Below are 21,272 nucleotides of genomic sequence, written 5' to 3'. Positions count from 1 at the left end.
TATGTCTTCAAGGGGGCTTTCAAAAGCCCCCTCGCTTCGGCGGCGGAGCCCCCTTCGCTCACCCCAAACGCTCGCCTATCGGCTCGTACTAGCCCCAAATCACTCACCTTTTCCAATTCAGCGCTTGATTTGGGGCTAGAAACCCACTACTTGCCCTTGCTCGAATTCTTGGCCTGCTCCATTGCGATCTCGCGAATCGCCTCGAACGAGGTCGAGTTCGACGACCCTTCGATCGCCTTGACCGCGAGATCCTGCGCCTGCCCAAGCGCGGTATCCAACTGATTGGACAGCGCGTCGATCTGCCCGGCTTGCTTGGCCAGGGTCTCTTCGAGGCCGACGATCCGCAGCTCGTACACGCGCCGCTTGCTGTCGGTGTCTTTCTTGGTCAGCTCTGCCGTCGACTTGGTGTCGCGGCGAGCGATGCCCATGCCCATCGACTCGCCCCGCTTGCGGGCCTCGGCCAGCGCTTCGTCGAGCCCGGCCGCTTCCTGCTCGAGCGTGGCGAGCTCGGCCTCGCGCTCGGCGATCGCCTTCTCACGGGCAGCCCACTGGGCCTGCGCAGCCTCGCGCTGGGCGCTGAGCTCGGCCGCGAACGCCTTGGCTGCCTGGGCCCGCTCGTCTTGCTCTTGCGTGCGGCGTTGGTTGAGGTCGTACTCGTAGCTCTCGGCCTCGCGGGCGCGCACTTTCTCCTGCTCGGCCGCTTGCTCGGCAACCTGTTGCTCGTGGGCCGCCTTCTCTTTGGCCCACTGCTCGCGCTTCTCGGTCAGCGCCTTCTTGGCGGCCTCGGTGTTGCTCGACAGCTCGTCCTTGGCGGCGGCGGCCCGCTGCTCGTGGCTCTCGATCAGCTTGGCGAGCGCGCCCTCACCAGCGTCGATCTGATAGAGCTTCTGCAGCTGGGTCGTCAGCGCGTTGACCTGGGCCTGCAGCCCGAGCAGGGTCACGGCTTCGGCCGTAAGCCGCCGCTGCAAGCTGTTGGTGTGCTCACCGATCTGCGAGCCAATTCCCGACAGCTGGGCACCCAGGCTACCGCCGATCGGCGACGGCGAATCGCTAGCCTTGACCAGCGCGGTGCTCGTTGGCGTGGACGCGGGGGCGGCCGGCTTCGCGGCCTTCTCCAGCGTCTTGTAGGCCTTGGCCAGCTCTTTGTAGGCCGCGAGAATTACCGCTTTGGTGTCGCGGCTGTTGAGGTCCTTGATGGGGCTAGTCACGGGTCACCTCACGCGAGTTCTTGAGCGCTTCGCTTGCGAGCTTCTGGGCCTGGCTGAGCGCGGCGCTCAGACGTGTCGACAGCTCTTGCAGCTGCCCGGTTTGATCACCAATGCGGCTCTCGAGCGTCTTGATCTTCAGCTCGAACACCTCGATATCCGCCGCGGCGTCGCGGGCAGCGAGCTCGGCCTCGTGCTTGGCGTCGCGGTTGACCGCAGCGATCGCCTGCTCGCGGGCCTGGGTCTCGGCCTTGGCCAGCGCTTCGTCCCGACCTGCGACGGTGGTCCGCAGCTTGGCGATCTCTTCGCCGCGCAGCTCGAGCGCAGCCTCGCGGGCGCTCCAGTCCTTGTCTTTGCTGGCGGTCTGCTCGGCGAGCTCGCGCTCGAGGTTGCGCTTGGCGAGGGCGTTGTCGTTGGCGGTGAGCTTGTCTTGGCGGGCCAGCTCGTAGGCGTGGGCCTCGTCGGCGAGCTTGCGATCCGCGTCGCGACGCGCGGTCTGTTCGGCGAGCTCGAGGTCACGGGCGGCGGCTTCGCTGGCCCAGCGCTCACGCGTCTCGGCGATCGCGGCGTCGAGCTCGGTCTGATCCTCGGCGCTGCGGGCTTGCAGCTCGGCGAGCTTATGCGCGTGCTCTTGCTCGAGCAGCGCGAGGGCTTCGGCGGCGATCGTCAAATTCTCGAGCTCAGCGACCCGGCGGCGCTCGATCTCGATCGCGCGCTGCAGCTGCCCGACCTTGCCGGACTCGGTCTCCATCCGATCCGACAGATCCTCGAGGGCCTTTGAAAATTCGAGCTGCAGCTCGGCGAGACCCTTGACGATGTTGTCGACGGTGTAGCCCGCGGCTTGCTGTACGACTTCGCGATCACGACCGCGCTCGGCCGCCTCCGCGCGGGTCTCGAAGTTGCCCGCCAGCTGGCGATGGGCGCGAAGCAGAGAGGAGAACGCTTTGTCGATCTCTTCTCGCGACTTGGGTTCTGTATTGCTCATTCGATCTGAACTCCGTGGGTTGTTGCGACGCAGCACTTCAACGCCGCGCCTCGGAAGCTCCCGGGGGGAACGCGGCGGTCGGGGACAGCCCGACGGCGCCGTAGACTGGGGGGAGTATCCACTGATCGAAGGCGCGTGTGCGCTCCAAATCAGGGGATCCAACGTGCGGATCTACGCAATCGGCAGCTCTGGTCGCGAAGTCTGGTCGCGAAGTTCGGGTCGCGAAGTTTGGATCAGGGGCGGACTCGCCACCCGCCCGCTACATCAAGGCGCGAGGATCGTGACCTTGACCTGGCTGGGCACGATCCGGGCCCCCGGGCAGTTGGTCGAGTTTTGCAGCGACATGCTGGTCAAGCGCGTCGCCGGCAGGCAGCCGACCAGCGTCGTGAACGAGGCGGTCAGATGCCGCGACGGGCCCATGACCATGCCCGAGGCGACCCCGGTCGCAACCCCAGCGTTGTCGCCGTTTGTCATGGGGATCACGGTGCCCATGTTGTGGGCCGGCGTGCACATGAACAGCACGGTGTAGGCCGCGGGTACGCCCATCGGACCGGTCGCCATGTTGGGGTAGGGGATCGGCACGGGGCCGGCGGGGCTTGGCGTCAGGCAGACATCGGGGAAGCCGGTGTCGAGGCCCATCATCTGGGAGTTGGCAAACATGGGGCGGGCTCGTCTGGGTCAGCATACCAGGCCGGGCGCCGTCGCGAACGGGCAGGATAATTATATTGTAGCCTGATACTATATTGAACTGATAATACAGATTCTCTTGGTCAGCGAGCGCGGCTAGCTTGTGCACATGCCTGCCCATCGCCCGTCCTTGGTCTGTGTCGCTGTGTTTGGGCTCGCCCTCGCTGCCTGCGTGGACCGAGCAGGCAGCGACGAACTCGGCTCTGACGACACCGGGGACACCAGCTCGGGGGACGGTGACGGTGAGGGTGACGGGGACACGGACACGGACACGGATAGGGGTGACGGTGATGGCGACACGGGGGACGGGGACGGAGACGGGGACGCGGACACGGAAGAGACCGACACCGGTGAGCCCTTGCCCGAGGGCTTCTGCGACGAGTCGTGCGCCGTGCTCTCGCCTGACGGGTGCCTGACGCCCGACGCCTGCCTGACCTACTGCGAGGAAGACTCGCTGGGTTGGGATCCGGTTGTTGGCGAGGCCTTCGCTGCGTGCGCGGCCACCAACCCGCTGTGCTTCCAGTCCGTCGAGGGTTGCATGCTCGCCGCGCTCCACCCGGAGGGGTCTCCGATCGGGCTTCGCGTGGATGGGGCCGGCTTCGACGCGCAAGAGGGCCGGGCGATCCGCGTGTGGGCGGACGTTGGCGCGCAGTCGCAGCTTGGTGGCGAGGCGCTCGTCGCCAACGGGGGATTCAGTGTGGAGTGGGTCGAGTTCTTCCCGATCTTCGACGTCGTCCTTGGCCCGTTGGTGATGGCCTACATCGACGTCGACGACGACGGTAGCTGCGATGGCGATGTCGACGTCACGGTCTCGGTGCACAGCGAGTGGAACGGCGACTTCCTCGACCCCGTGTTCGAGGTCTCGTTGGTTGCGCCGCTCGACCCGGCTGCGTTCGTCTGCGACTTCGTGCCCTGACCGCCGGCCACCCGAGCTGATCGGGAACCTCTCCAGCGCGGACCACTCATCGTCGATCACCAGGGCGTTGCCGGCCCGATGCAACACGCCTTAACCGTTGCTCATACCTCGAACGAGCGGCCGCCACCGATCCGTGAGCCCGTCCGCGCTGGCGGCCGGAAGCGGGCGGGCGAGGAGCCCCCAGCTGAACACGCTCAGCCCAGGTGGATCTGCCCGCCGTCGAGCTTCACGACCTCGCGGCCATCGACGATCGTCCGCTTCGAGCGGATCTGGACGTTGTTGCTGGCCTTGTGGTCAATGTCGCTGGCCTGAGTCTGGTCCGTCCCAGCGATCACCCGCGTGCTGTGCTCGCTGCGCTGCCGCACCACATCAACCAGCAATTCCAGCAGCTCGCCCACGTGGGTGAACTTGGTCAGCGAAGCGAACATCGTACGAATCACGGCGGCGCACTCGGTCAAGAAGAACTTCCCCGACCGCGCCTGCAGCCGGGCTTCGTCGGCGCGTAGATCCAAGGTCTTGTCGGTGTGCAGCTCGATGCCCTGCGCGCCGCGAACACTCAGGCGGCCGCGCGGCGTGGCGAGCACGAGATCCCCAGGCGCAGAGAGTGTGGCCGCTTGGGTCGAGTCGCGCTCGAGCACGGCGAGCAGGTGCCCGCCGGGATCCCGGACGGGGGCCACCAACAACACGAGGTCACCCACGAGCGGCTCGAGCAGGCAGCTGGTCGCCTGGCGAACCAGCCGCGTGCCCGCCCCGTCGTCAACGAGGATCCCATCTTCGGAGATCGCCTTGACCCGGCCGTGACGCTGGACCAGCGCGCCAGCGTCCACCGTCTGCGCCGGACGGGCCGCAGGCGAGGCGGCAGAGCGGTCGGATGGCACGGGGTCGAGCTTGGGTGCGGGCATCTCAGTACTTTGGCTGCCAGCCCTGCGCGGCGGCGAGCTGGGGGTCGGTGGCGAGCGCGGCGGCGCGGCCGGGGATGTTGGCGTGGGTGTCGTCGACGCGGTGGAGGTTGGCGCGGAACATGGTCGCGCTGTCGAGGTCGGCGCCGCTCAGGTCAGCCTCGGAGAAGTCGGCGTAGGTCAGATCGGCGCCAAGGAACCGGGCCTGCTTGCAGCGGGCGCGGTGAAGGATGCACTGCTGCATGTTGGCGCGGGTGAAGTCGGCCTGTTCCAGGAGCGCGTCGATGAACAGCGACTGGACCAGCTTGGACTGCGCGAAGTTGGCTTGGCGCAGATCTGCCTCGATGAACAGCGCGTTGGCGACGTTGGCTTCGGTCACGATCGCGCCGCCAAGCTTGGCGCCCTTGAAGTTGCTCTGCGTCAGGTTGGCCTTGGCGAGCACGGCTCCGGTCAGGTTGGCGTCGCTGAACTGGCAGATCTTCGCGACGAGGCCCGGGAACGTGGCGCCCTCGAAATTGGCGCTGGAGAAGATCACCCGCTCGAAGCTGGCGCCCTCGAGCTTGGCCTGGCGCATGTCGGCGCCGATGAAGGTGGTGGCGACCACGGCGGTCCCGGTCAGATCCAGGCCGGTGAGATCGCAGTCGAGCAGCGCGCAGCTGTCGAAGTTGGCGTTGATCAGCACCGCGTGGGTGAGCTTCAAATTGGAGATCGCGGCGTAGCGAAGATCCGCGTCGCGCAGGATCAGGCCCTGGGCGTCGCCAGCGTCGATTACCGTTGCGTTGAGCTTGGCACCCTGGGCGTCGGCGCCGGTGAACTGGCAGCCGTTGAACACCGACATGCGCAGGTCGGCGCCAGCGAGCTTGGCTGCGTCGAACCGACACGCGCGAAACAAGGACTCGCGCATGTCGACGCCGCGCAGATCCACCTCGCGCAGATCCACCTCCTCGAACATCGCGCCACACAGGGTGGCTTGGCGTAGATCCTGGCCGGCGAGCTCGCGCCGCGAGATGGTCTCGCCGGCGCCAACGAGCTCGCTGAGTTGCTTGGCGGTCAGCGGGCTGGGGCGGGTCATGGGACCTCCTGGACGTGCTTGGGATGAATCCGAACCTTGGTCAGCAGGGCCTGGTCCAAGCGCACGCCGTCGTCGCTGCGGACCCGGGCCATGTCGGCACCAAACAAGTTGGCGCCGCGCAGGTCGGCGCCGCAGATGCTGGCGTTCATGAACGACGCGCCCATCAAGTTGGCGGCCAGCAGCGAGGCCCCGCCGAGGTCGGCCTTGTCGAACCGGGCCTCGCGGGCGCTGACGCGATAGAACACGGCGCCATGCAGCGCGGCCCCCGAGAGATCCGCGCGGTCGAGGTTGGCCTGGGTGAAGTCGGCCCCGTCGAGCGGCATCTCGCGCAGGTTGCAGCCCGGCAGCTGCGCGCCGACGAACCGGGCCTGGGTCAGGATGCAGGTCTCGACGAACGCGACGCTGTTGAAGTGCGCCTGGCTGAAGTTGACCTTGCGCAGGTCGCAGTTGACGAACGCGCAGCGGGTCAGCTTGGCCAGCGACAAGTCGGCGCCGCCAAGCTCGAGACCCACGAGCACGCAGCGCTCGAGCGCCGCGCCGACCAGGCTCAGGGCGCTGAGCGTGGCCTCGCTGATCAGCAGCTCGGAGGCCACCAGCTCGCTCGCGTCAACGGTGTCGAGGGTGACGCCAACGAGGTCTGCGCGGGTCAGGTTGGCGCGCTGCAGGCCGGTGCGGGTGAACACGGCGGCGTGGAGGATCGCGTCGCTGAAGTCGACCCCGACCGCGCTGGAGTCGGTGACCCGCGCCTTGCCGAGGTTGGCCTTGCACGCGGTGGCGCCGTCGAGCTTGACCCCGACCAAGCTGGCGTGGGCGAGCACGGCCTCGTCGAGCTTGGCGCCGCTGAGGTCCGAGCCGTCGAGCTGCGCGCTCTCGAGCCAGCCGTCGGATAGATCCGCGCCGCGCAGATCCATGTTGCGCAGGTCCGCGCCGGTGAAGTCGAGATCGCGGATCCCTTCGCCAGCGGCCACGCGCTCGAGCAGGCGCGCGCGCGTGGCCTCGACCTCGATCGTCGGGGTCGGTGGGATCGGCGGGGCAGGGGGCTGGTTGTGGGCGCTGCTTCGGTAGGCGTCACGGGCCTGGGCCTCGGCGGCGATCCAGCTCTCTTCGAGCTCGCGGTCGGCCAACATGGCCTCGATCTCGTCGTTGATCCAACCCTGGGCGCGACACTCGATCGTCACGGCTTCGAGCATGGCGCGGTTGGCCTTGGCCGAGAAGGTTGGCGGACCGGTGGTGCCGGCGAGCTCTTCTTCTAGGGTCTTGCTGTCGAGCCCGTCGACGCCTGCTTCGTCGAGCTCGGCGCCGATCTTGGCTTGTTTTTCCGCGACCTCGGCCCGGAGCTCTTGCTCTTGCTGCTTGGCGTCGGCGATCGCCTTGGCGGCGAGCGCGGGCATGTCTTCGGGCCGCGGGGGTGGTGGCGGCGGCTCGGGCTTGGGGGGTCCGTGGATGTCGGGGTCGAGCCCGTGCGCGGCGACGAGCGCCCGGGCGGCCTCGAACTCGCGCGTGCGCTTGGCGTGGAGGTTGGCCTCGAGCAGGCCCTCGCGCGCGGGCATGGCCTCGGCGGTGATCGGCGGGCCGGCGTCGGCCAGCGCAGGCAGCAGCGGGCTGTCGTCGAGGGCAGCGAGCGGGCCGATCTCGGGATCGAGGCGCTGGCGGAGCACGGTTCCATAGTGCTCGCGGGGGCGGACCTGCTCGTGATCATCGGCGGCGATCAGCAGGTGGCTGATGTCCGTGCAGTCGTCGGTCCGGACCTGCAGCGAGCCCTGCCAGATCAGCACGGCCCGCTCGGCGTCGGGGAAGAACCACAGGGTCTGGAGCCGCAGCGGGACCTCTTCGAGCTCGTGATCCTGGATCTGCGGCTTGGCCGGCGGCGCGTCGTCTTGCTTGGCGGCGAGCTTCAGGCGAGCCATCGCGCCGGGGCCGAAGCCCTCGGTCACCCGACGCACGAACACGCGGGCATGCCAGCGCGGCAGCTGCCCGCGCAGCACCGGCTGGCTTGGGTGCAGGTTGACGAATTCATACGACTCGCCGCCGGTCCAAAATTGCTCCGCCTGTTGATCCACGGGCGCGAGGTTGAAGAAGCTCCAGTCGATGTCGGCCGCGAACCCAGGGAACAGGTTCTCGAGCCAGTGCTGGTCATGGGTGCCGGCGAGCGAGGTGCGCTGTGGCCAGCTGAGATCGATCGGGCCAAACCCTGCGGGCTCGGGGGTATCGCGGGCCGACTGCACGAGCGCGCGCGGATCCTCGATGTTGGGCAGCAGCTGGACCTCTTGGCCGTGCAACACGCTGAGCCCGTTGCCCTTGCCGAGCGGGTTCTTGGCGTAGTCGGGGCCACCGTAGGCGTTGGCCCAGCTCAGGCGCATGGCTGTGAACGCAGACGGCTCGCTGGACTGGCGGCCCGACAGCCACACCCGCTCGCCGGAGGCCCGCAGGGTCTTGGCGACGGGGCCGACCTGGGCCCGCACGTTGCAGGTTGGCGCGGGCACGGCCCCCGGTGTGTAGGCCGATCCGTTGATCAAGAACTCGCCGCGGGCCTTGGGGATCCCAGCGTCGAGGGCCCCCTCGGCGCCCAGCCGCTGACCGGTGAAGGGCCACATCGCGGCCTCGGGCAGCAAGCTGGGGGCGGACCCCAGCGGCACGAACGCGAGCACCGAGACGCCCATGTGGAACTTGCGCTGGTGCTCGAACCCGCGGGTGAGCACGCCGAGCTTGGATGGCTTGATGACCTTCACTGCGCGGCCTTGGGTTGCGCGGCCTTGGGTTGCGCGGGCTTGGGTTGCGGGGCTGGCGTGATCGGCCCGACCAGCGCGACCTTCTTCGGGTCCTTGGGATCAAAGCGGACCCGCACCATCCCGCCGACGTCGTAGTTCTTCAGGTCGACCGCCGACAAGGGCGTGACGATCGCAGCCCGGTAGGGCTCGCCGCCCTCGGGGTGGACCTCGACGCTGAGCTGCACGACCGGGTTCTCGTTGACCTTGTCGCGGGTGTCGATGATCTTCAGGATCTTGGCGGTCGCGTCGGTGCCGTTCTCGAGCAGCTGATGCTCTTGCCACGCGGGCAGCAGCATCGGCGCGGCGACCAGCGTGATCAGGCCAAGCACGACCACCAGCACCACGCCGATCGCGATCCACTTGATCCCCGGCGGCAGCTCGACCGGCTCGAGCGGCTTGCGTGGTTGGTTTGAAGGATCCATCGCGCTCACATGAACAGGGTCTGGGCGTACATATAAGCCCCGATGATGCCCGACTTGACCTGGTTGGGCGTGACCTTGACCTCGGTCGCGCAAAACGAGGTCTTGTGATTGCAGATGTCGACCTTGATGCCAACCATGTCGACCTTCATGTTGACGACGCTCAGGGCGTTGACGACGAGGTCGACCTTGTTGGCGGTGAGCCCCATGGTGAACCCGTAGGCGGTCAGCTTCTTGGCGCCGTAGCTGTCGAAGAAGCTGTCGACGTAGGTGGTGCCGCCGGGCGCGATGACCTTGTAGCCGGCCGGCGCGTTGATCGTGACGCCGCCCGCGGCCGTGAGCGTGTAGGTGGCCGGGGTCGTCACGGTCTGGCCGCCGGTGATCGTCTGGGTCATCGCGCCGGTGATCGTCTGGGTGACGCCGCCGGTGATGGTCTCGGTCACGTCGGCGCTGATCGTGCGGGTGACCGAGCCGGTGATCGTCTCGCTCTGATCCCCGGTGATCGTGCGGGTCTCGCCGCCGGTGATGTCCTCGGTCACCCCAGACGTGACGGTGCGGGTCTCGCCCGCGTCGATGGTCTCGGTCACCGCGCCCACGACGTGGATGATCTGATCCGAGTTGACGGTGATGTCTTGGTTGCCGTCAACGACCTCGGTCTGGTTGCCGTGGATCGTCTGCTCTTGATCGACCTCGACGGTGTTGGTTTGGTTGGCCCCGACCGTGGTGTTGTGATCGTTGAGGACCTCTTCGTTGAAGTCCTTCTGTGCGTGAATGTAGATCTCTTCGGCGCCGGCCGAGTCCTCGAAGCGCAGCTCGTTGAACCCGCCGCCGCCCGGTGAGGAGTCGGACTTGATCGTGCTCTTGGTCTTGTCGTCGGGCAGCGCGTAGGGGGGCGTGTTGGCCCCGTTGTAGAGGCAGCCAGTGATGACCGGGCGATCGGGATCACCCTCGATGAAGGTCACCGCGACCTCCATGCCGATCCGCGGCAGAAACACGAAGCCCCAGCCGTTGCCGGCCCACGGCTGGACCACGCGGATGAAGCAGCTGGTGTTCTCGTCGAACTCGCCCTCGCGGTCCCAGTGGAACTGGACCTTGATCCGGCCGTGCTCGTCGGTGTGGATCTCTTCGCCGGCCGGGCCGACGACGGTGGCGGTCTGCATGCCCGAGATCCGCGGGCTCCGGCGCTGCCGAGCGGGGCGCCACTGCACGGCTTCGGGCACGCACTGGAACTTGTTCACGTAGGCTTCATCGGCGAGCTCGGCTCCCGCGAACACGCCGGCCATGTGGGTGACGCTGACCACGTAGTAGCGGCCCAGCAGATCGACCTGCGGATGATCGAGCAGCTCGAACTTGGTGCCCGCGGTCATCTGGGTGGTCACGGCGACGCCCCAGCAGCGGACGGCGTCACGTTGGTGTCGGGCCCGTCGCAGGGCGACCTGGCTGTCGAACTCGGCCGTGTCCAGGCCGGCGCTGCGGTACCCGTAGGTGGCGCTGGGTTGCTCGTGATCGTAGTCCTCGCGCTCGGGCTCGAGGGTGGCGCCGTTGGGGATGTCGAACTCGGCCGCGACGTCGCTCTCGCTGGTCCGCGGCTCGTCGGGTGAGAGCCAGTCAAACACCATCGAGCGGGCGACCGTCGAGCGCAGCTTGGACTCGCGGCGAAACCCGCGGGCGTCCTCGGTCATCTCGGGGGTGCCGCCGCGCATGCGCATGGGCAGCAGGCCGTCTTGGTTGCCAAGGCTGATCAGATCCTCGTAGGAGGCGCTCGAGTCGCTGAGGTACATGACCTCGACGCCGTCCTCGCTCTTGAACCGGTAGTTGATCCCGTACTCCTCCATGAGCCGGTGGACGAAGTCGAAGTCGGACTCGCGGTACTGGACCGTGTACTCCTGCGGCAGGTAGTCGCCGACGAGGTTGTCGACGTTGACCGAGCGCTCGTAGGGCGACAGCCCCTCCGCGAGGACCAGCTCGAGGATCTCGGGGATCTTCATGTCCTGGAAGATCCGGCTGTTACGGCGGTGGGCGAGCGCGCGCAGGGCTGGGACCACGGTGATCGTGCAGAACAGATCGTGCTCGCTGGTCGCCCCTTCTTCGACGCGCTCGACGATCCCGCTGATCTCGTGGACCAGGGCGCCGCGCTCGATGAACAGGCTGACCGAGGCGCCAAGCAGCACCGAGGGCTCGGCGGCGAGCTCGTAGGTCATGAGCTCGACCCGCATGTCGTAGGGCTCGTTGAGCTGCTCGGTGACGATCAGCCCGGTCGGCTCCCACGGCGCGGGCAGCTCTTTGCGCGACTCGAAGCGAAGTTCAACGGTCAATTGTTCGGCGTCACTCATGGGCTCAAGATCCCTTCACGTTGGGGATGGCGGTCAAGTTGGCGCCGCGGATCAGGTCGATGCACTGCGGGCAGAAATTCCGATTGACCCCACCGGAGCCAAACATCACGCAGGCCGCCGCGGCGCCCATGCCCGCGACCTGGTACGACGCCTGCGCCTTCTGGGCGTCGCTCAATCCGTAGGCGCAGTGCGAGCCCGAGTGCTGGTGGCCGGTGTAGACCTGGCCCTTGCTGCCGTTGGTCTTGTAGCGGGCTTCGGACTCGGGCTCGCTGAACATCTTGGGCACGGCCATGCCGACTGGCGGGCTGTCCGTGCCGTTGTAGACGGCCTGCCCGTAGGAGTGACCGAGCTCGTGCATGGTCACGCACACGTCGACGGCGCCCTGCGACTTCTTGAACACGGCGAGCACGTCGGCGCCCTCGCACAGACCCAGGGCCTCGTTGTGGGCCTCCACGTAGGTGTCGAGCGTGATCGGGCACTTGGTGGCGCTCGCGGCCCCGACGAAGCTGCCGGGATCCGTGGGCGCCGCTGCCGGCAATTCGATGATGCAGCTGCGCCGGGTGCTGGTCGCCATGTCGACCGCGTTCATGGTCAAGGTGCCCTCTCGCGCGACGCCTGCGTCGTCGAGGCCAGGGTGCACGGCGATCCTGTGGGTGCCCGCGAGCGCGTCGAGCTTGGCTTGGATGATCGCCTTGACCGCGGTCACGCGTGAGTTCCTGCGCGCGTTGCCGGCCTCACCCGTGACCTTGACGCTGACCTTGTTGTTGTGGGCCTTCAGCTGCGCGGGGACAAACCGGGCCTGGACCCACGCTTCGATCGCGGCCTTGTCGGTCGCGCTGACGCTCGTGCTGATGTGGCCAATCGTTGGCTTGGTGAAGGTCACCGAGCACGCGGCGGGGTTTTGATTGGACTCGGTGATCGTCAAGGTTCGGGTGTTGGCGCCGTCGACCCCGGGCGGGCGATCTTCGGCGATCGGGTCGATCACCGTCTTGTAGGTGTCGGGGTTGATCTTGGCCTTCCACGCGATCCCGACCGCCCCCGCTGGGGTCCACAAGCTGCCCGAGCCGGTCCCGCCGCTGCTCGCCGACAGCCCCGAGACCGGGATGAAGTAGCCGCTCGCCGTGGCCCGCACGGTCAGCTCTTTCTTGACGGTTGTGGTGTCAACGCGAAACCGGGTGCGGGTCTGGGGAAACGCGCCGCCGCGGTGCTCCCAATAGTAGTTGGCGTCGCAGAGCTTGATGTAGTTGGTCAGGTTCGCGTGGGTGCCCTGCCACGCGACGCCGGTTGGCAGCCGGCGCATGGTGTAGTCGGTCAGCATGTAGGCGCTGTCCTCCGAGTTGGTGATCTCGAGGAAGCGCTTGCTCAAGATCGTGCCGCTTGGCGCGGCCGCCGGGGCGAAGGTGTGGGTCTGCATCCACGTGTATTCAATGAACACCGAGTCGCCGAGCGCCTTGAGCTTGGTCAGCGCGGCGCTGGGGAAGTCGTGGTGGATGACCCCGCCAACGTCGACGTCCTCGAGCTCGCGGGTGTCGTAGAAGTCGGCGGCGAGCAGCTCGTAGTAGCTCTTGCGCCAGTTGGTGAAGGTCAAGGTCGCGTCGGCGGCGATCGTGGCGTCGTTGAGAAAGGTGTCGCTGCCGGCGATCTCGAGCTTGCAGATGTCGCCGCCCGCGAGGCCAAGGTAGAGCTTCAGCTCGGCCGTGCCGTCGGCCTTCATCTTGAGCTTGCCCTTGTAGACCTTGTCGGCGTCGGGGCCGGTGACCTCGTCAACGTCGAGCTCCTTTTTAACCTCGGTCTTGTAGCTGGGGTCGTTGCGGGTGCTCTTTTCGATCCCGCCGTTGCCAACCTTGGGGCCAAAGGTCGCGCGGAAGTGGATGATCAGGCCCTCTTTGCCGTACTTGTCGACGTTGGCGCGATCGGGGTCGCCCTTGACCCCCATCTTGACGATCACCGCGGTGCCAATGCCGTCTTGGCCCAGGGTCGCGGCGGTCAGATCCGCGGGCGCGATGTTGACGTACTGCTTGGCGGTCCCGGCTTGCGGCGCGAAGAAGTCGGCCTCGAACTTCATCGTGGCCTTGCACTCGACCTCGTGGCCGTCTTGCTTGACCCACTCGGTGATCTCGTAGGGCGGCAGCGCCTCGAGCGTGAACGCGTGGCCGGCGATCAGGTCGAACTCGTAGGTGCCAGCTTCTTCGGTGACGCGCTTCTCGTCGCCTTGCTGGGCCTCGTTCTGTTTGATCCTGAACCGAAAACCCTTCATGTTTTCGTGCTCGGCCGTGGCCGGCGTGACCAGCAGCTTGCCGGTCGCCGGCCACACCGTGAACGGCGGCAGATCGCTGATCGTCCGCTCGGCGAGCTCGACTTTGTACGTGAGCTGGTACTGCTTCTTGGTTGGGTCGACGTCGGGCGCGGTGACCTCGGCCTCGACCCAGCCCTGGTCGCCCAGGGTCTCGACGCTAGGCAGCTGCGCGGGGATCCGCTCGAATTCCGTCGCGTCGTTGAAGAACACGAACGTGACGTTGGTGGTCGAGGCTTTGCCGTCGCACACGCGCGCGCGGACCTTGACCTTTGAACCCTCGAGAATGTGCTGAGGCATGCAGAACCTATGGCTAACGGTAGATGGCGAGCGGCCTAGCGGGTGACGAGGGCCATGGGCGCCGGGCCCGTGACCACCTCACCGGAGAACGCGTAGATGAAGTAGGTTTGATCGATGGCGTCGAGGTTGCCGAGCTGCTGCAGATCGACGGAGAAGTAGCCGGTGACCTCGGACCCGCCGTCTGGCTTGACCGCGTCGTACGAGGGGACCACCAGCGGAAACACGAACGGCGCCGCGATGTCGCTGCCGGTCAGGACCAAGGTGATCGGGACCGTGACCGTGTGATCGGCGTCCGCTGGCGCGCGATGGCGGGCGAGGCTGGGCAGCCGAAAGCTGCCGCGGACGACGGCCCGCATGTGCTGGCTGCGCGGGACCACGCGCGGGACCGCCAGGCTGATGCCCGCTTGCGCGGGGATCGCTGGCGAGTCGGCGTGCTCGCGATAGGTGGGCAGGCCGCGACCGTCGTCTTTGGCGAGCGGCGCTGGCCAGATCTGCGCGGGCTTTGGTTCGCCGTCGGCCTGCGCGAGGTACTCGGCGACCGCGGGATCTTCGTAGCCGCCCTTGCGCAGCCCGACCCGGACCCGGTGGGTCATGGTGTCGCGCATGATCACGCTGACAAGCAGATCCCCGCGCGCCCACGGGAGCTCGAGCTGCTTGCGCAGATCGATCAGCCAGGCCTCGCCGCTCATGCCCTCGAGCGGCGGGCCGTCGTAGACCGGCGGCTCGACGATGTCTTCGATCACCGCCAGGTTCGCGTAGGTCGTGTTGGTCGTGAGCTCGACCGCGACGACCAGCGCGGTGCGCCGAAACGGCAGGCGGGCCATCGCGTCTTGTTGACCCACGCGCAGCACGACCAGCGGCAGCGTTTCGCGCTGCTGAAACGACGCGAGCTTGGGCGCGCCGATGACCAGCACCGACGCCTCGTCGTCGAGCAGCTGGTTCTCGAGCTCGAGCCGGGTCTTGAACGGGTCGTCCCAGTAGTCAGCGTCGCTCAGGCCAAGGTCCAGGGGGGCTTGTTCGGGCATGGTCTTGCTCGTGGTGATCGCGTACTCGGGCTGCGCGGTCGCGGGGCTTGGCGGCTGCGCGGTTTTGGGGGCTTGCTGCTTGGCGCTGGCCGGATCTGCCTGCGCGACCTGATCTGTCTGGTCGCGGGCGGGCGCGCAGGCTGACAGCGAGAGCGCGCACGCCAGCCCAGCTACAATTACTTGGCGCGACCGGGTGTGGAGCAGGGTGAGCATCGGCATCATCCGATCGTGGCTGGCCTTGGGGTGACCGTGCCGCCGACTTCGAGCACCGGCGCGGGCTCGACCTCGACCAACACTTCGACGACCAGCGGGCTCTCGATCGCCGTGTCGGCGACGACCGACACGCCATCGGAGATCTCGTTCTCGAACGGCTCGCGCTCGACCACCAGATCAAACAGCTCGGGCATCTCGCTGGACAGGGGCGTCAGGGGAGCGCGGAACACCTCGATGAGCCCGCGGGCGATCAACACGGCGGCGTGCTCGAGCAGCTCGTGCGCCGTGGTGCCATCGCCGGCCATGGGGTCGACCTCGGACAGCAGCGCGCCGAGCGTGCGGGGCTCGTCGATCTGCATCCGGCCCAGCAAGCGCATCGCCTCGTCGAAGCTCGAGCAGCGGACCCGCTCGCCCGCGCCGCCGCCTTGGCGACCCAGAGCACGGAGCTCATACTCGGCGAAGGGTCGGCGGATCCGCACGCCGTTTTACTAACATAGACCCGAGCCGTTAGACCCCCACCGGACCACGAAGTTGGCCGAGAGCGGCCGCGTCGCGCCTCGCCCCAGGGCCGGTGTTTTGCCCACCCCCGCCCCGTCAGAGCCCGTGGTCGTAGGGCGCCTTGCCCTCGCGGTTTTCGCGGTCCAGACGATACAGCCAGGTGAACAATCGAAACGCCCCGTAGAGGATCACCGCCCACATGACGGCGAACACGATGATCATTCCGGTCGCTCCGGGCATGGCGGCGGACTATATCACGCGCCGGCGCATATAGTAGGTTCCCTGGCCATGCGTCCCGACGCTCTCGCTCAGGAAGTCGCCAAGCTGCTCGCGCCGCTGATCCCAGAGGCCGCGGGCCTCGATGTCGACGCGGTCGCGGCCTTGCTCACGCCCCCGCCCAAGCCCGAGCTTGGTCACTTCGCGTTCCCCTGCTTTCGGCTGGCCAAGGCGCTCCGCAGCGCGCCGCCCAAGATCGCTGCCGATCTCGCGGCCTCGCTCGCAGCCCTGGGCGACAAGTCGCTGATCGCATCGGCGACCCCAGCCGGGCCCTACCTCAACTTGGATCTGCACGCCCACGAGGCTGCCCGTCACTTGTTGGCCCCGTGGGCGAGCGGCGAGCGACCCGCGTTCGCAAGCTCCGACCAGAAGGTCATGATCGAGTACTCGCAGCCCAACACCCACAAGGGGTTTCACGTCGGGCACATGCGCAACCTGTGCCTGGGCGACTGCCTGGTCCGGCTGCTGCGGGCGACCGGCAACGAGGTCGTCGCGGCCAACTACTTGGGCGACGTCGGGACTCACGTGGCCAAGTGTCTGTGGGGGCTCGAGGCGCTGGTCACTGAAGAACCGCCCGAGCAGGCCCGCGGCGAGTGGTTGGGGCAGGTGTACTCGCAAGCCGCGATCCAGCTCGAAGACTGGGACGAGGCCGGCAAGGCGGGCGACGAGGCGGCGGCGGCCAAGTACGTCGCGGCGCGCGAGCGGATGAGCGAGATCCTGCGCGGCATCGAAGCCCGGGACCCCGCCTACCACGAGCTGTGGATGCGCACCCGGCAGTGGTCGCTCGACGAGTTCGAGCAGATCTACGCCTGGTGCGGCGTCGAGTTCGATCGGGTGTTCTACGAGAGCGAAGCCGACGAGCCGGGCCTGAAGCTCGTCGACGAGTTTCTGGCCAAGGGTGTGTTCATCGAGAGTCGCGGCGCGGTCGGGATCGAGAACCCCGAGATCGAGCACATGCCCTTCTTCATGCTGCGCAAGAGCGACGGCACCGGGCTGTACTCGACCAAGGATCTCGCCCTCGCGCGCATGAAGTTCGAGGAATTCGGGATCGATCGCTCGATCTACGTGGTCGATGCGCGGCAGAGCGATCACTTCCGCCAGGTGTTCTTGACCCTGAAGAAGATGGGCTTCGCCCAGGCGGATCTGTGTGAGCACGTTGGCTACGAGATGGTCGAGCTGCCGGACGGCCCGATGTCCAGCCGCAAGGGCAACGTGATCTTGTTCCGGGCCCTGCGTGAGCAGCTAGGCGCCTCGCTCGAGGCCAACTACTTTCACAAGTTCGCCGACGAGTGGACCCGCGAGCAGATCGACACTGCGCTGCATCAGGTCTCGCTTGGTGCGATCAAGTACGGGATGCTCGCGCGCGACAACAACCAAAAGATCGTGTTCGATCTCGCCAAGTGGAGCGACGTGCAGGGCGGGGACGGGGGCGCGACCTTGCAGTACGTCTGCGCGCGCACGGCCTCGCTGCTCGACAAGGCCGAGAAGCGCGGGATGACCCTCGATCCGGTCGTGCGCAGCGGCGAGCAGGCGACCCAAGCCGGGACCCTGAGCGAGGTCGCCGAGCGCGGCTTGATGCAGGCGCTGATCGGCTTGCCGGGGTCGATCGCGCAGGCTGCCCAGAGCCTCCGGCCGTCGATCCTGTGCAGCCAGCTGTACGCGGTGGCCAAGGCCTACAACCGGTTTCAGCAAGAGTGCAACGTGATCCACCAAGACGACGCCGGGGTCGTGCAGGCCCGCTTGCTGTTGGTTCAGGCGACCCGCGAGGCGCTGAGCTGGGGCCTGTCTCTCATCGGGATCCCGGCGCCCGATCGCATGTAGGGCGACCTACAGCAGCTTGAGCTGGCGGCTCTGCAGCCGCTCGAGGATCTCGTCTTCGACGATGTCGAGCCACTGCTCGCGCGCCGATGGCTGCAGGCGCAGGGCGCCGACGTAGCGCTCGTCGAGCTCGCGCAGCAGTCGTTCGTCCACGGCCCGCTGAAACGCGAGGTCGGTCGAGCGCATCCCGTCGGCGTGGGGGGCTTCGACGATCGGCACGTAGATCAGCCGGTCGTAGGTCCCGAGCCACCACGCGACCATGGCGTCGAGCCCAGCTTGGCGGCCACCAGACAGCAGCAGGTACACGTAGTTGTCGAGCACGCTGCGATCGCAGATCACCACCGGGTGCCGAGCCGACGCGACCAGCTCGTCGGAGATCTGCGTGTGCAAGATCCACGATTGCGCGGCCACGCTGGTGCGCTCGTTGATCGGCAGCGGGCAGCGTCGCGCGACCTCGTGGACGATATCGAGCACCACGTCGCGCGCCTTGAGCCGTGACGCGAGCCCGTAGCACAGCGTGGTCTTGCCGACGCCGTGGGTTCCGATGAAGCCGATCTTGAGTTCGTTCATCCCGAGTGGGTCTGAGACCGCGCAGATGATAGCCGCTCCGCGCGAGCGTGGGCCGGATCTGCCAGCGAATTGACCCCGAGCTCGTACTCGTGGTCCTCTTTGGGGGCTATGTATCCGTGCGCTAGCTGCAACCGACACCTGTTCGAGGATGCCGTGGCCTGCCCGTTTTGTGGCGCCACGCAGCAGGCGATCAGCTCGCCCTTGCGCTCGACGATCGCGGGCTTCGTGCTCGTCGCCGCGACGATGCTCGGGTCCAGCGCGTGCGCCCGCAACCCGAGCATGAGCGACGAGGGCAACACGACGACCACCAACGGGGACAGCACGGAGACTGTGTCCGACTCGAGCTCCAGCGAGACCGAGACCTCGACCATGGGTGATGGCGACGGTGACACGAGCGACCAGAGCAGCAACGCGAGCCTCAGCTTCTACGCCTGCGCGCCAACGGACGACTGGTGGGTCAGCGACTGCGACCCCTTCGCGCAGGACTGCCCCGAGGGCGAGAAGTGCGTCCCCTATGCCAGCACCGGGAGCAACCTCGACTCCAACAAGTGCGTGCCGGTCACCGGCAGCCAGGCCGCGGGCGAACCCTGCGCGTATGGTGGCGTGGTCGAGGCCAGCGACGACTGTGACCAGGACAGCCACTGCTTCCACATCGAAGAAAACGACGGCTCGGCCACCGGAACGTGCACGGCGTTTTGCAAGGGCACGCCGGACGACCCGCTGTGTGAGGAAGGAAGCGCGTGCCTGATCGACTACGATGGCTCGCTCACCTTGTGTCTCGACACCTGCCACCCCCTCATGCAGGACTGCGTGGACGGACACGCCTGCAAGTGGCTGGGGAACGCGTTCTTGTGCGAGCTCGAGTCCGACAACGCCGCCGCGACGGGTGACCCCTGCGACGACGTGAACACCTGCGCGAGTGGCAACCTGTGCGCCGACGTCGACTTCGTGCCCGGCTGCCAGGGCGGCAGCTGCTGCACGGAATTCTGCGACACCGCTGATCAGAACTTCGTGTGCAGCAATCCGCAGACTGAGTGCGTGCCCTTCTTCGAAGAGCCGGAGATGCAACCGCCTGGGTTCGAGACGATCGGCCTGTGCGTGACGCCCTAGACCCGAATCAAGCGCTGCGCGCTCGACTCGGGTCTACTATGTCTTCAAGGGGGCTTTCAAAAAGCCCCCTCGCTTCGGCGGCGGAGCCCCCTTCGCTCACCCCAAACGCTCGCCTGTCGGCTCGTACTAGCCCCAAATCATTCACCTTTTCCAATTTAGCGCTTGATTTGGGCCTAGAGCCCTTGGGGGCGGTTTTCGTGAACAAACGAGTCGAGGTTCCGCCCCTCAAAGGGATGAGGACGGTGACCCCCAAGAGGTCATGGCTCGCGGAACTGACGCCGTTGACCTCGGGGCTTGTGCACGCGCTGGCAACCGTCAACAATCGGGGCCGATGTTCGACCGAGTCGCCGCGCTCACGCTGCCAATGTTTTCGTTGCTGGTCGCCGCTTGCGGCCCGCCCGGGGACGGCGCGGTTCCGTGCGGTCAGCTCGAGCCCCGCAACGACGATGAGGTCGCGCTGTGCAACGGTCTCGACCAGGCGGTGATCGCCCGCGTCGCCCTGCCCGAGGGCGATCCGCCCGCTGACGGCTGGCCCGGGGTCGTCATGATGCATGGCTCGGGGGGCTTGTTCCTCGGCGGCGAGACCTGCACGGAGACCCTGCAAGACCAGTTTCGGATCTGGTCCGACATGTTGACCGCGCGCGGCTACGCCGTGGTGATGCCGGCGAGCTTCTACTCGCGGGGGTTTTGTGATTGGGACGAGAAGCAGACCGTGCCGCGCAAACTCGATGAGCACGAACGACTGGTCGTGCGCACCTTCGACGGCGGCGCCGCAGCCCAATGGTTGTGCGAGGATCCCCGCGTCGACTGCTCGCGCCTGGCCGCGCTTGGGTTCTCGAACGGTGCCTCGACCACGCTGATGATGCTGCATGAGGATCTGGGCGCCATGGACGACCCGCGGCTGCGGACCCTTGTTGGCGAGATCCCTGCGTTCGTGGGTGGCGTCGCCTACTACCCCGGCTGCGGGCTGCAAGGTGAACTCGCCAACCGCCTCGGCGAGTCCGAAATTGACCAATACTATTATCCCTATGTGCCGGTGTGGGTGCCCCACGCGGAGAAGGATAAATTGGTCGATACCTGCGAAGAGCTGCGCGACCCGCAGGTCGACGTAATCGCGGATCAAAAAGGCGTGAGCGACGACATGTTCGAGATCGAGGTCTATCCCGACGCCGAGCACGGCTTTGATGTGTGGTTCACTGGGGATCCGCAGGCCAACCTCGACGCGCGCACCGACGCCCAAGCGCGGACCCTGGCGAAGCTCGACGAGTGGTTCTGAGCTGAGGCTGCTTGGCGCGAGCTCCCGGCTGGGAGCCCGGCGATCACGCGTCAGTGTTAGACGAAGATGCTCGCGGTCTCGCTTGCCTGCGTCGCGCGGACGGCCCAACGCTTGAGCAGATCTGGGTTGCTGCATGCACGGATCTTGGCCCTGATCGCCGCGTCGATCGGGAGCTCACGCAGCTCGAGGATCGTGAACAAGACCTCCGCGAGACCCTCGAGTTTGCCTTCGAGTTTGCCCTCGAGCTTGCCCTCGAGCTTGCCCTCGAGCTTGCCCTCGAGTTTCCCGCGGTCCAACCCGTCGTGGTACGCGATGCTGTTGTATTCGAGTTCGGTCAGTTTGTGCTGTTCTTCCATGTTCATCCCTTCCTTCATCTGGTCCGCCTCGTGCTTGGGGACGGCGCTCAGGATGATCGCAGCGTAGCGCCAGCGGCGTTCATCCGCGAGCTCCAGCGCCATCTCAAAGGCAATTCGCGCGCTCCCGTAGTCACCGTTGATCGCGTGGATCACCGCCGAGAGCACCGCCCACGCCGGGCGTAATCGGGCTTCCTCGAGATCGCTGATCCGCGGCATGTTTTCGTGGTCGAGAACCAGCAAACCTTCACGGATC

At 67.0% G+C, this 21,272-nt stretch carries 17 protein-coding genes and 1 pseudogene; 4 read left to right on the top strand and 14 right to left on the bottom strand.

What is annotated here, in order from left to right; genetic code table 11:
* Positions 1–146: 146 nt before the first annotated feature.
* The 3 genes from DB30_RS36240 to DB30_RS36230 all read right to left on the bottom strand — a co-directional run bounded on the left by DB30_RS36240 (position 147) and on the right by DB30_RS36230 (position 2,850).
* Positions 147–1,208 (bottom strand): coiled-coil domain-containing protein, encoded by a 1,062-nt coding sequence (locus DB30_RS36240; protein WP_052557892.1) that lies wholly within the window; start codon positions 1,206–1,208, stop codon positions 147–149.
* Positions 1,201–2,190 carry a coiled-coil domain-containing protein gene (locus tag DB30_RS36235; protein WP_052557890.1) on the bottom strand — a complete coding sequence of 330 codons (990 nt, stop codon included), beginning with the start codon at positions 2,188–2,190 and terminating at the stop codon, positions 1,201–1,203. Before DB30_RS36235 ends, DB30_RS36240 begins: the two co-directional genes overlap by 8 nt.
* Before the next feature lie 264 nt (positions 2,191–2,454).
* The gene (locus DB30_RS36230; RefSeq protein WP_052557888.1) at positions 2,455–2,850 is read right to left on the bottom strand and encodes a DUF4150 domain-containing protein; all 396 of its coding nucleotides are present in this window, start codon (positions 2,848–2,850) and stop codon (positions 2,455–2,457) included.
* A gap of 136 nt (positions 2,851–2,986) precedes the next feature.
* Between DB30_RS36230 and DB30_RS36220 the strand changes: the two genes are divergently transcribed.
* Positions 2,987–3,793 carry a hypothetical protein gene (locus tag DB30_RS36220; RefSeq protein ID WP_205633142.1) on the top strand — a complete coding sequence of 269 codons (807 nt, stop codon included), beginning with the start codon at positions 2,987–2,989 and terminating at the stop codon, positions 3,791–3,793.
* Positions 3,794–3,987: 194 nt separating this feature from the next.
* On the opposite strand, the gene DB30_RS36215 is transcribed toward DB30_RS36220, so the two are convergent.
* The 9 genes from DB30_RS36215 to DB30_RS36175 form a co-directional block, all read right to left on the bottom strand.
* Positions 3,988–4,695 carry a DUF3540 domain-containing protein gene (locus tag DB30_RS36215; RefSeq protein ID WP_052557885.1) on the bottom strand — a complete coding sequence of 236 codons (708 nt, stop codon included), beginning with the start codon at positions 4,693–4,695 and terminating at the stop codon, positions 3,988–3,990.
* A 1-nt stretch (position 4,696) separates the two neighbouring features.
* Complete coding sequence (locus tag DB30_RS36210) at positions 4,697–5,764, bottom strand: pentapeptide repeat-containing protein (protein WP_052557883.1); 1,068 nt, start codon at positions 5,762–5,764, stop codon at positions 4,697–4,699.
* Positions 5,761–8,493: a DUF2169 family type VI secretion system accessory protein gene (locus tag DB30_RS36205; RefSeq protein WP_052557881.1), complete on the bottom strand. Its 2,733-nt coding sequence runs from the start codon at positions 8,491–8,493 to the stop codon at positions 5,761–5,763. The genes DB30_RS36210 and DB30_RS36205 overlap by 4 nt, the downstream gene beginning before the upstream one ends.
* On the bottom strand, positions 8,490–8,954 hold the full coding sequence (locus tag DB30_RS36200) for a DUF3592 domain-containing protein (protein WP_146662208.1): 465 nt from the start codon (positions 8,952–8,954) through the stop codon (positions 8,490–8,492). Before DB30_RS36200 ends, DB30_RS36205 begins: the two co-directional genes overlap by 4 nt.
* Positions 8,955–8,959: 5 nt before the next feature.
* Complete coding sequence (locus DB30_RS36195) at positions 8,960–11,284, bottom strand: type VI secretion system Vgr family protein (RefSeq protein WP_052557879.1); 2,325 nt, start codon at positions 11,282–11,284, stop codon at positions 8,960–8,962.
* Between the two features lie 4 nt (positions 11,285–11,288).
* On the bottom strand, positions 11,289–13,877 hold the full coding sequence (locus DB30_RS36190) for a hypothetical protein (protein WP_052557877.1): 2,589 nt from the start codon (positions 13,875–13,877) through the stop codon (positions 11,289–11,291).
* A gap of 35 nt (positions 13,878–13,912) precedes the next feature.
* Complete coding sequence (locus DB30_RS36185; RefSeq protein WP_146662206.1) at positions 13,913–15,115, bottom strand: hypothetical protein; 1,203 nt, start codon at positions 15,113–15,115, stop codon at positions 13,913–13,915.
* Positions 15,116–15,120: 5 nt separating this feature from the next.
* Entirely contained in the window at positions 15,121–15,594 is a 474-nt protein-coding gene (locus DB30_RS36180) for a hypothetical protein (protein ID WP_052557874.1), read from the bottom strand.
* 115 nt (positions 15,595–15,709) lie between these two features.
* Complete coding sequence (locus tag DB30_RS36175; RefSeq protein WP_153258473.1) at positions 15,710–15,853, bottom strand: hypothetical protein; 144 nt, start codon at positions 15,851–15,853, stop codon at positions 15,710–15,712.
* 48 nt (positions 15,854–15,901) lie between these two features.
* Between DB30_RS36175 and argS the strand changes: the two genes are divergently transcribed.
* The gene (gene argS / locus DB30_RS36170; protein ID WP_052557872.1) at positions 15,902–17,710 is read left to right on the top strand and encodes an arginine--tRNA ligase; all 1,809 of its coding nucleotides are present in this window, start codon (positions 15,902–15,904) and stop codon (positions 17,708–17,710) included.
* Positions 17,711–17,716: 6 nt separating this feature from the next.
* On the opposite strand, the gene DB30_RS36165 is transcribed toward argS, so the two are convergent.
* Positions 17,717–18,277 (bottom strand): AAA family ATPase, encoded by a 561-nt coding sequence (locus DB30_RS36165; RefSeq protein WP_052557871.1) that lies wholly within the window; start codon positions 18,275–18,277, stop codon positions 17,717–17,719.
* 153 nt (positions 18,278–18,430) lie between these two features.
* Between DB30_RS36165 and DB30_RS36160 the strand changes: the two genes are divergently transcribed.
* Entirely contained in the window at positions 18,431–19,387 is a 957-nt protein-coding gene (locus DB30_RS36160) for a hypothetical protein (protein WP_146662204.1), read from the top strand.
* Positions 19,388–19,718: 331 nt separating this feature from the next.
* Positions 19,719–20,663, top strand: a complete 945-nt coding sequence (locus DB30_RS36155; RefSeq protein ID WP_052557868.1) for a dienelactone hydrolase family protein — start codon at positions 19,719–19,721, stop codon at positions 20,661–20,663.
* 56 nt (positions 20,664–20,719) lie between these two features.
* Here DB30_RS36155 and DB30_RS36150 read toward each other — a convergent pair.
* A pseudogene (locus tag DB30_RS36150) lies at positions 20,720–21,272 on the bottom strand (hypothetical protein); the annotation flags it as partial.

Origin of the sequence: Enhygromyxa salina, assembly GCF_000737335.2 — a bacterium.
Classification (GTDB): Bacteria; Myxococcota_A; Polyangia; order Nannocystales; family Nannocystaceae; genus Plesiocystis; species Plesiocystis salina_C.
Note: the sequence above shows the minus strand (reverse complement) of the source record. Positions and strands in the feature narration are given on the sequence as shown.

Bases quoted from the DNA above. Each gene is read 5' to 3' on its own strand.
- DB30_RS36155 (WP_052557868.1), top strand. From the start codon at position 19,719: ATGTTCGACCGAGTCGCCGCGCTCACGCTGCCAATGTTTTCGTTGCTG.
- DB30_RS36215 (WP_052557885.1), bottom strand. From the start codon at position 4,695: ATGCCCGCACCCAAGCTCGACCCCGTGCCATCCGACCGCTCTGCCGCC.
- argS (WP_052557872.1), top strand. From the start codon at position 15,902: ATGCGTCCCGACGCTCTCGCTCAGGAAGTCGCCAAGCTGCTCGCGCCG.
- DB30_RS36200 (WP_146662208.1), bottom strand. From the start codon at position 8,954: ATGGATCCTTCAAACCAACCACGCAAGCCGCTCGAGCCGGTCGAGCTG.
- DB30_RS36165 (WP_052557871.1), bottom strand. From the start codon at position 18,277: ATGAACGAACTCAAGATCGGCTTCATCGGAACCCACGGCGTCGGCAAG.
- DB30_RS36230 (WP_052557888.1), bottom strand. From the start codon at position 2,850: ATGTTTGCCAACTCCCAGATGATGGGCCTCGACACCGGCTTCCCCGAT.
- DB30_RS36175 (WP_153258473.1), bottom strand. From the start codon at position 15,853: ATGCCCGGAGCGACCGGAATGATCATCGTGTTCGCCGTCATGTGGGCG.
- DB30_RS36220 (WP_205633142.1), top strand. From the start codon at position 2,987: ATGCCTGCCCATCGCCCGTCCTTGGTCTGTGTCGCTGTGTTTGGGCTC.
- DB30_RS36185 (WP_146662206.1), bottom strand. From the start codon at position 15,115: ATGCTCACCCTGCTCCACACCCGGTCGCGCCAAGTAATTGTAGCTGGG.
- DB30_RS36195 (WP_052557879.1), bottom strand. From the start codon at position 11,284: ATGAGTGACGCCGAACAATTGACCGTTGAACTTCGCTTCGAGTCGCGC.
- DB30_RS36210 (WP_052557883.1), bottom strand. From the start codon at position 5,764: ATGACCCGCCCCAGCCCGCTGACCGCCAAGCAACTCAGCGAGCTCGTT.
- DB30_RS36235 (WP_052557890.1), bottom strand. From the start codon at position 2,190: ATGAGCAATACAGAACCCAAGTCGCGAGAAGAGATCGACAAAGCGTTC.
- DB30_RS36190 (WP_052557877.1), bottom strand. From the start codon at position 13,877: ATGCCTCAGCACATTCTCGAGGGTTCAAAGGTCAAGGTCCGCGCGCGC.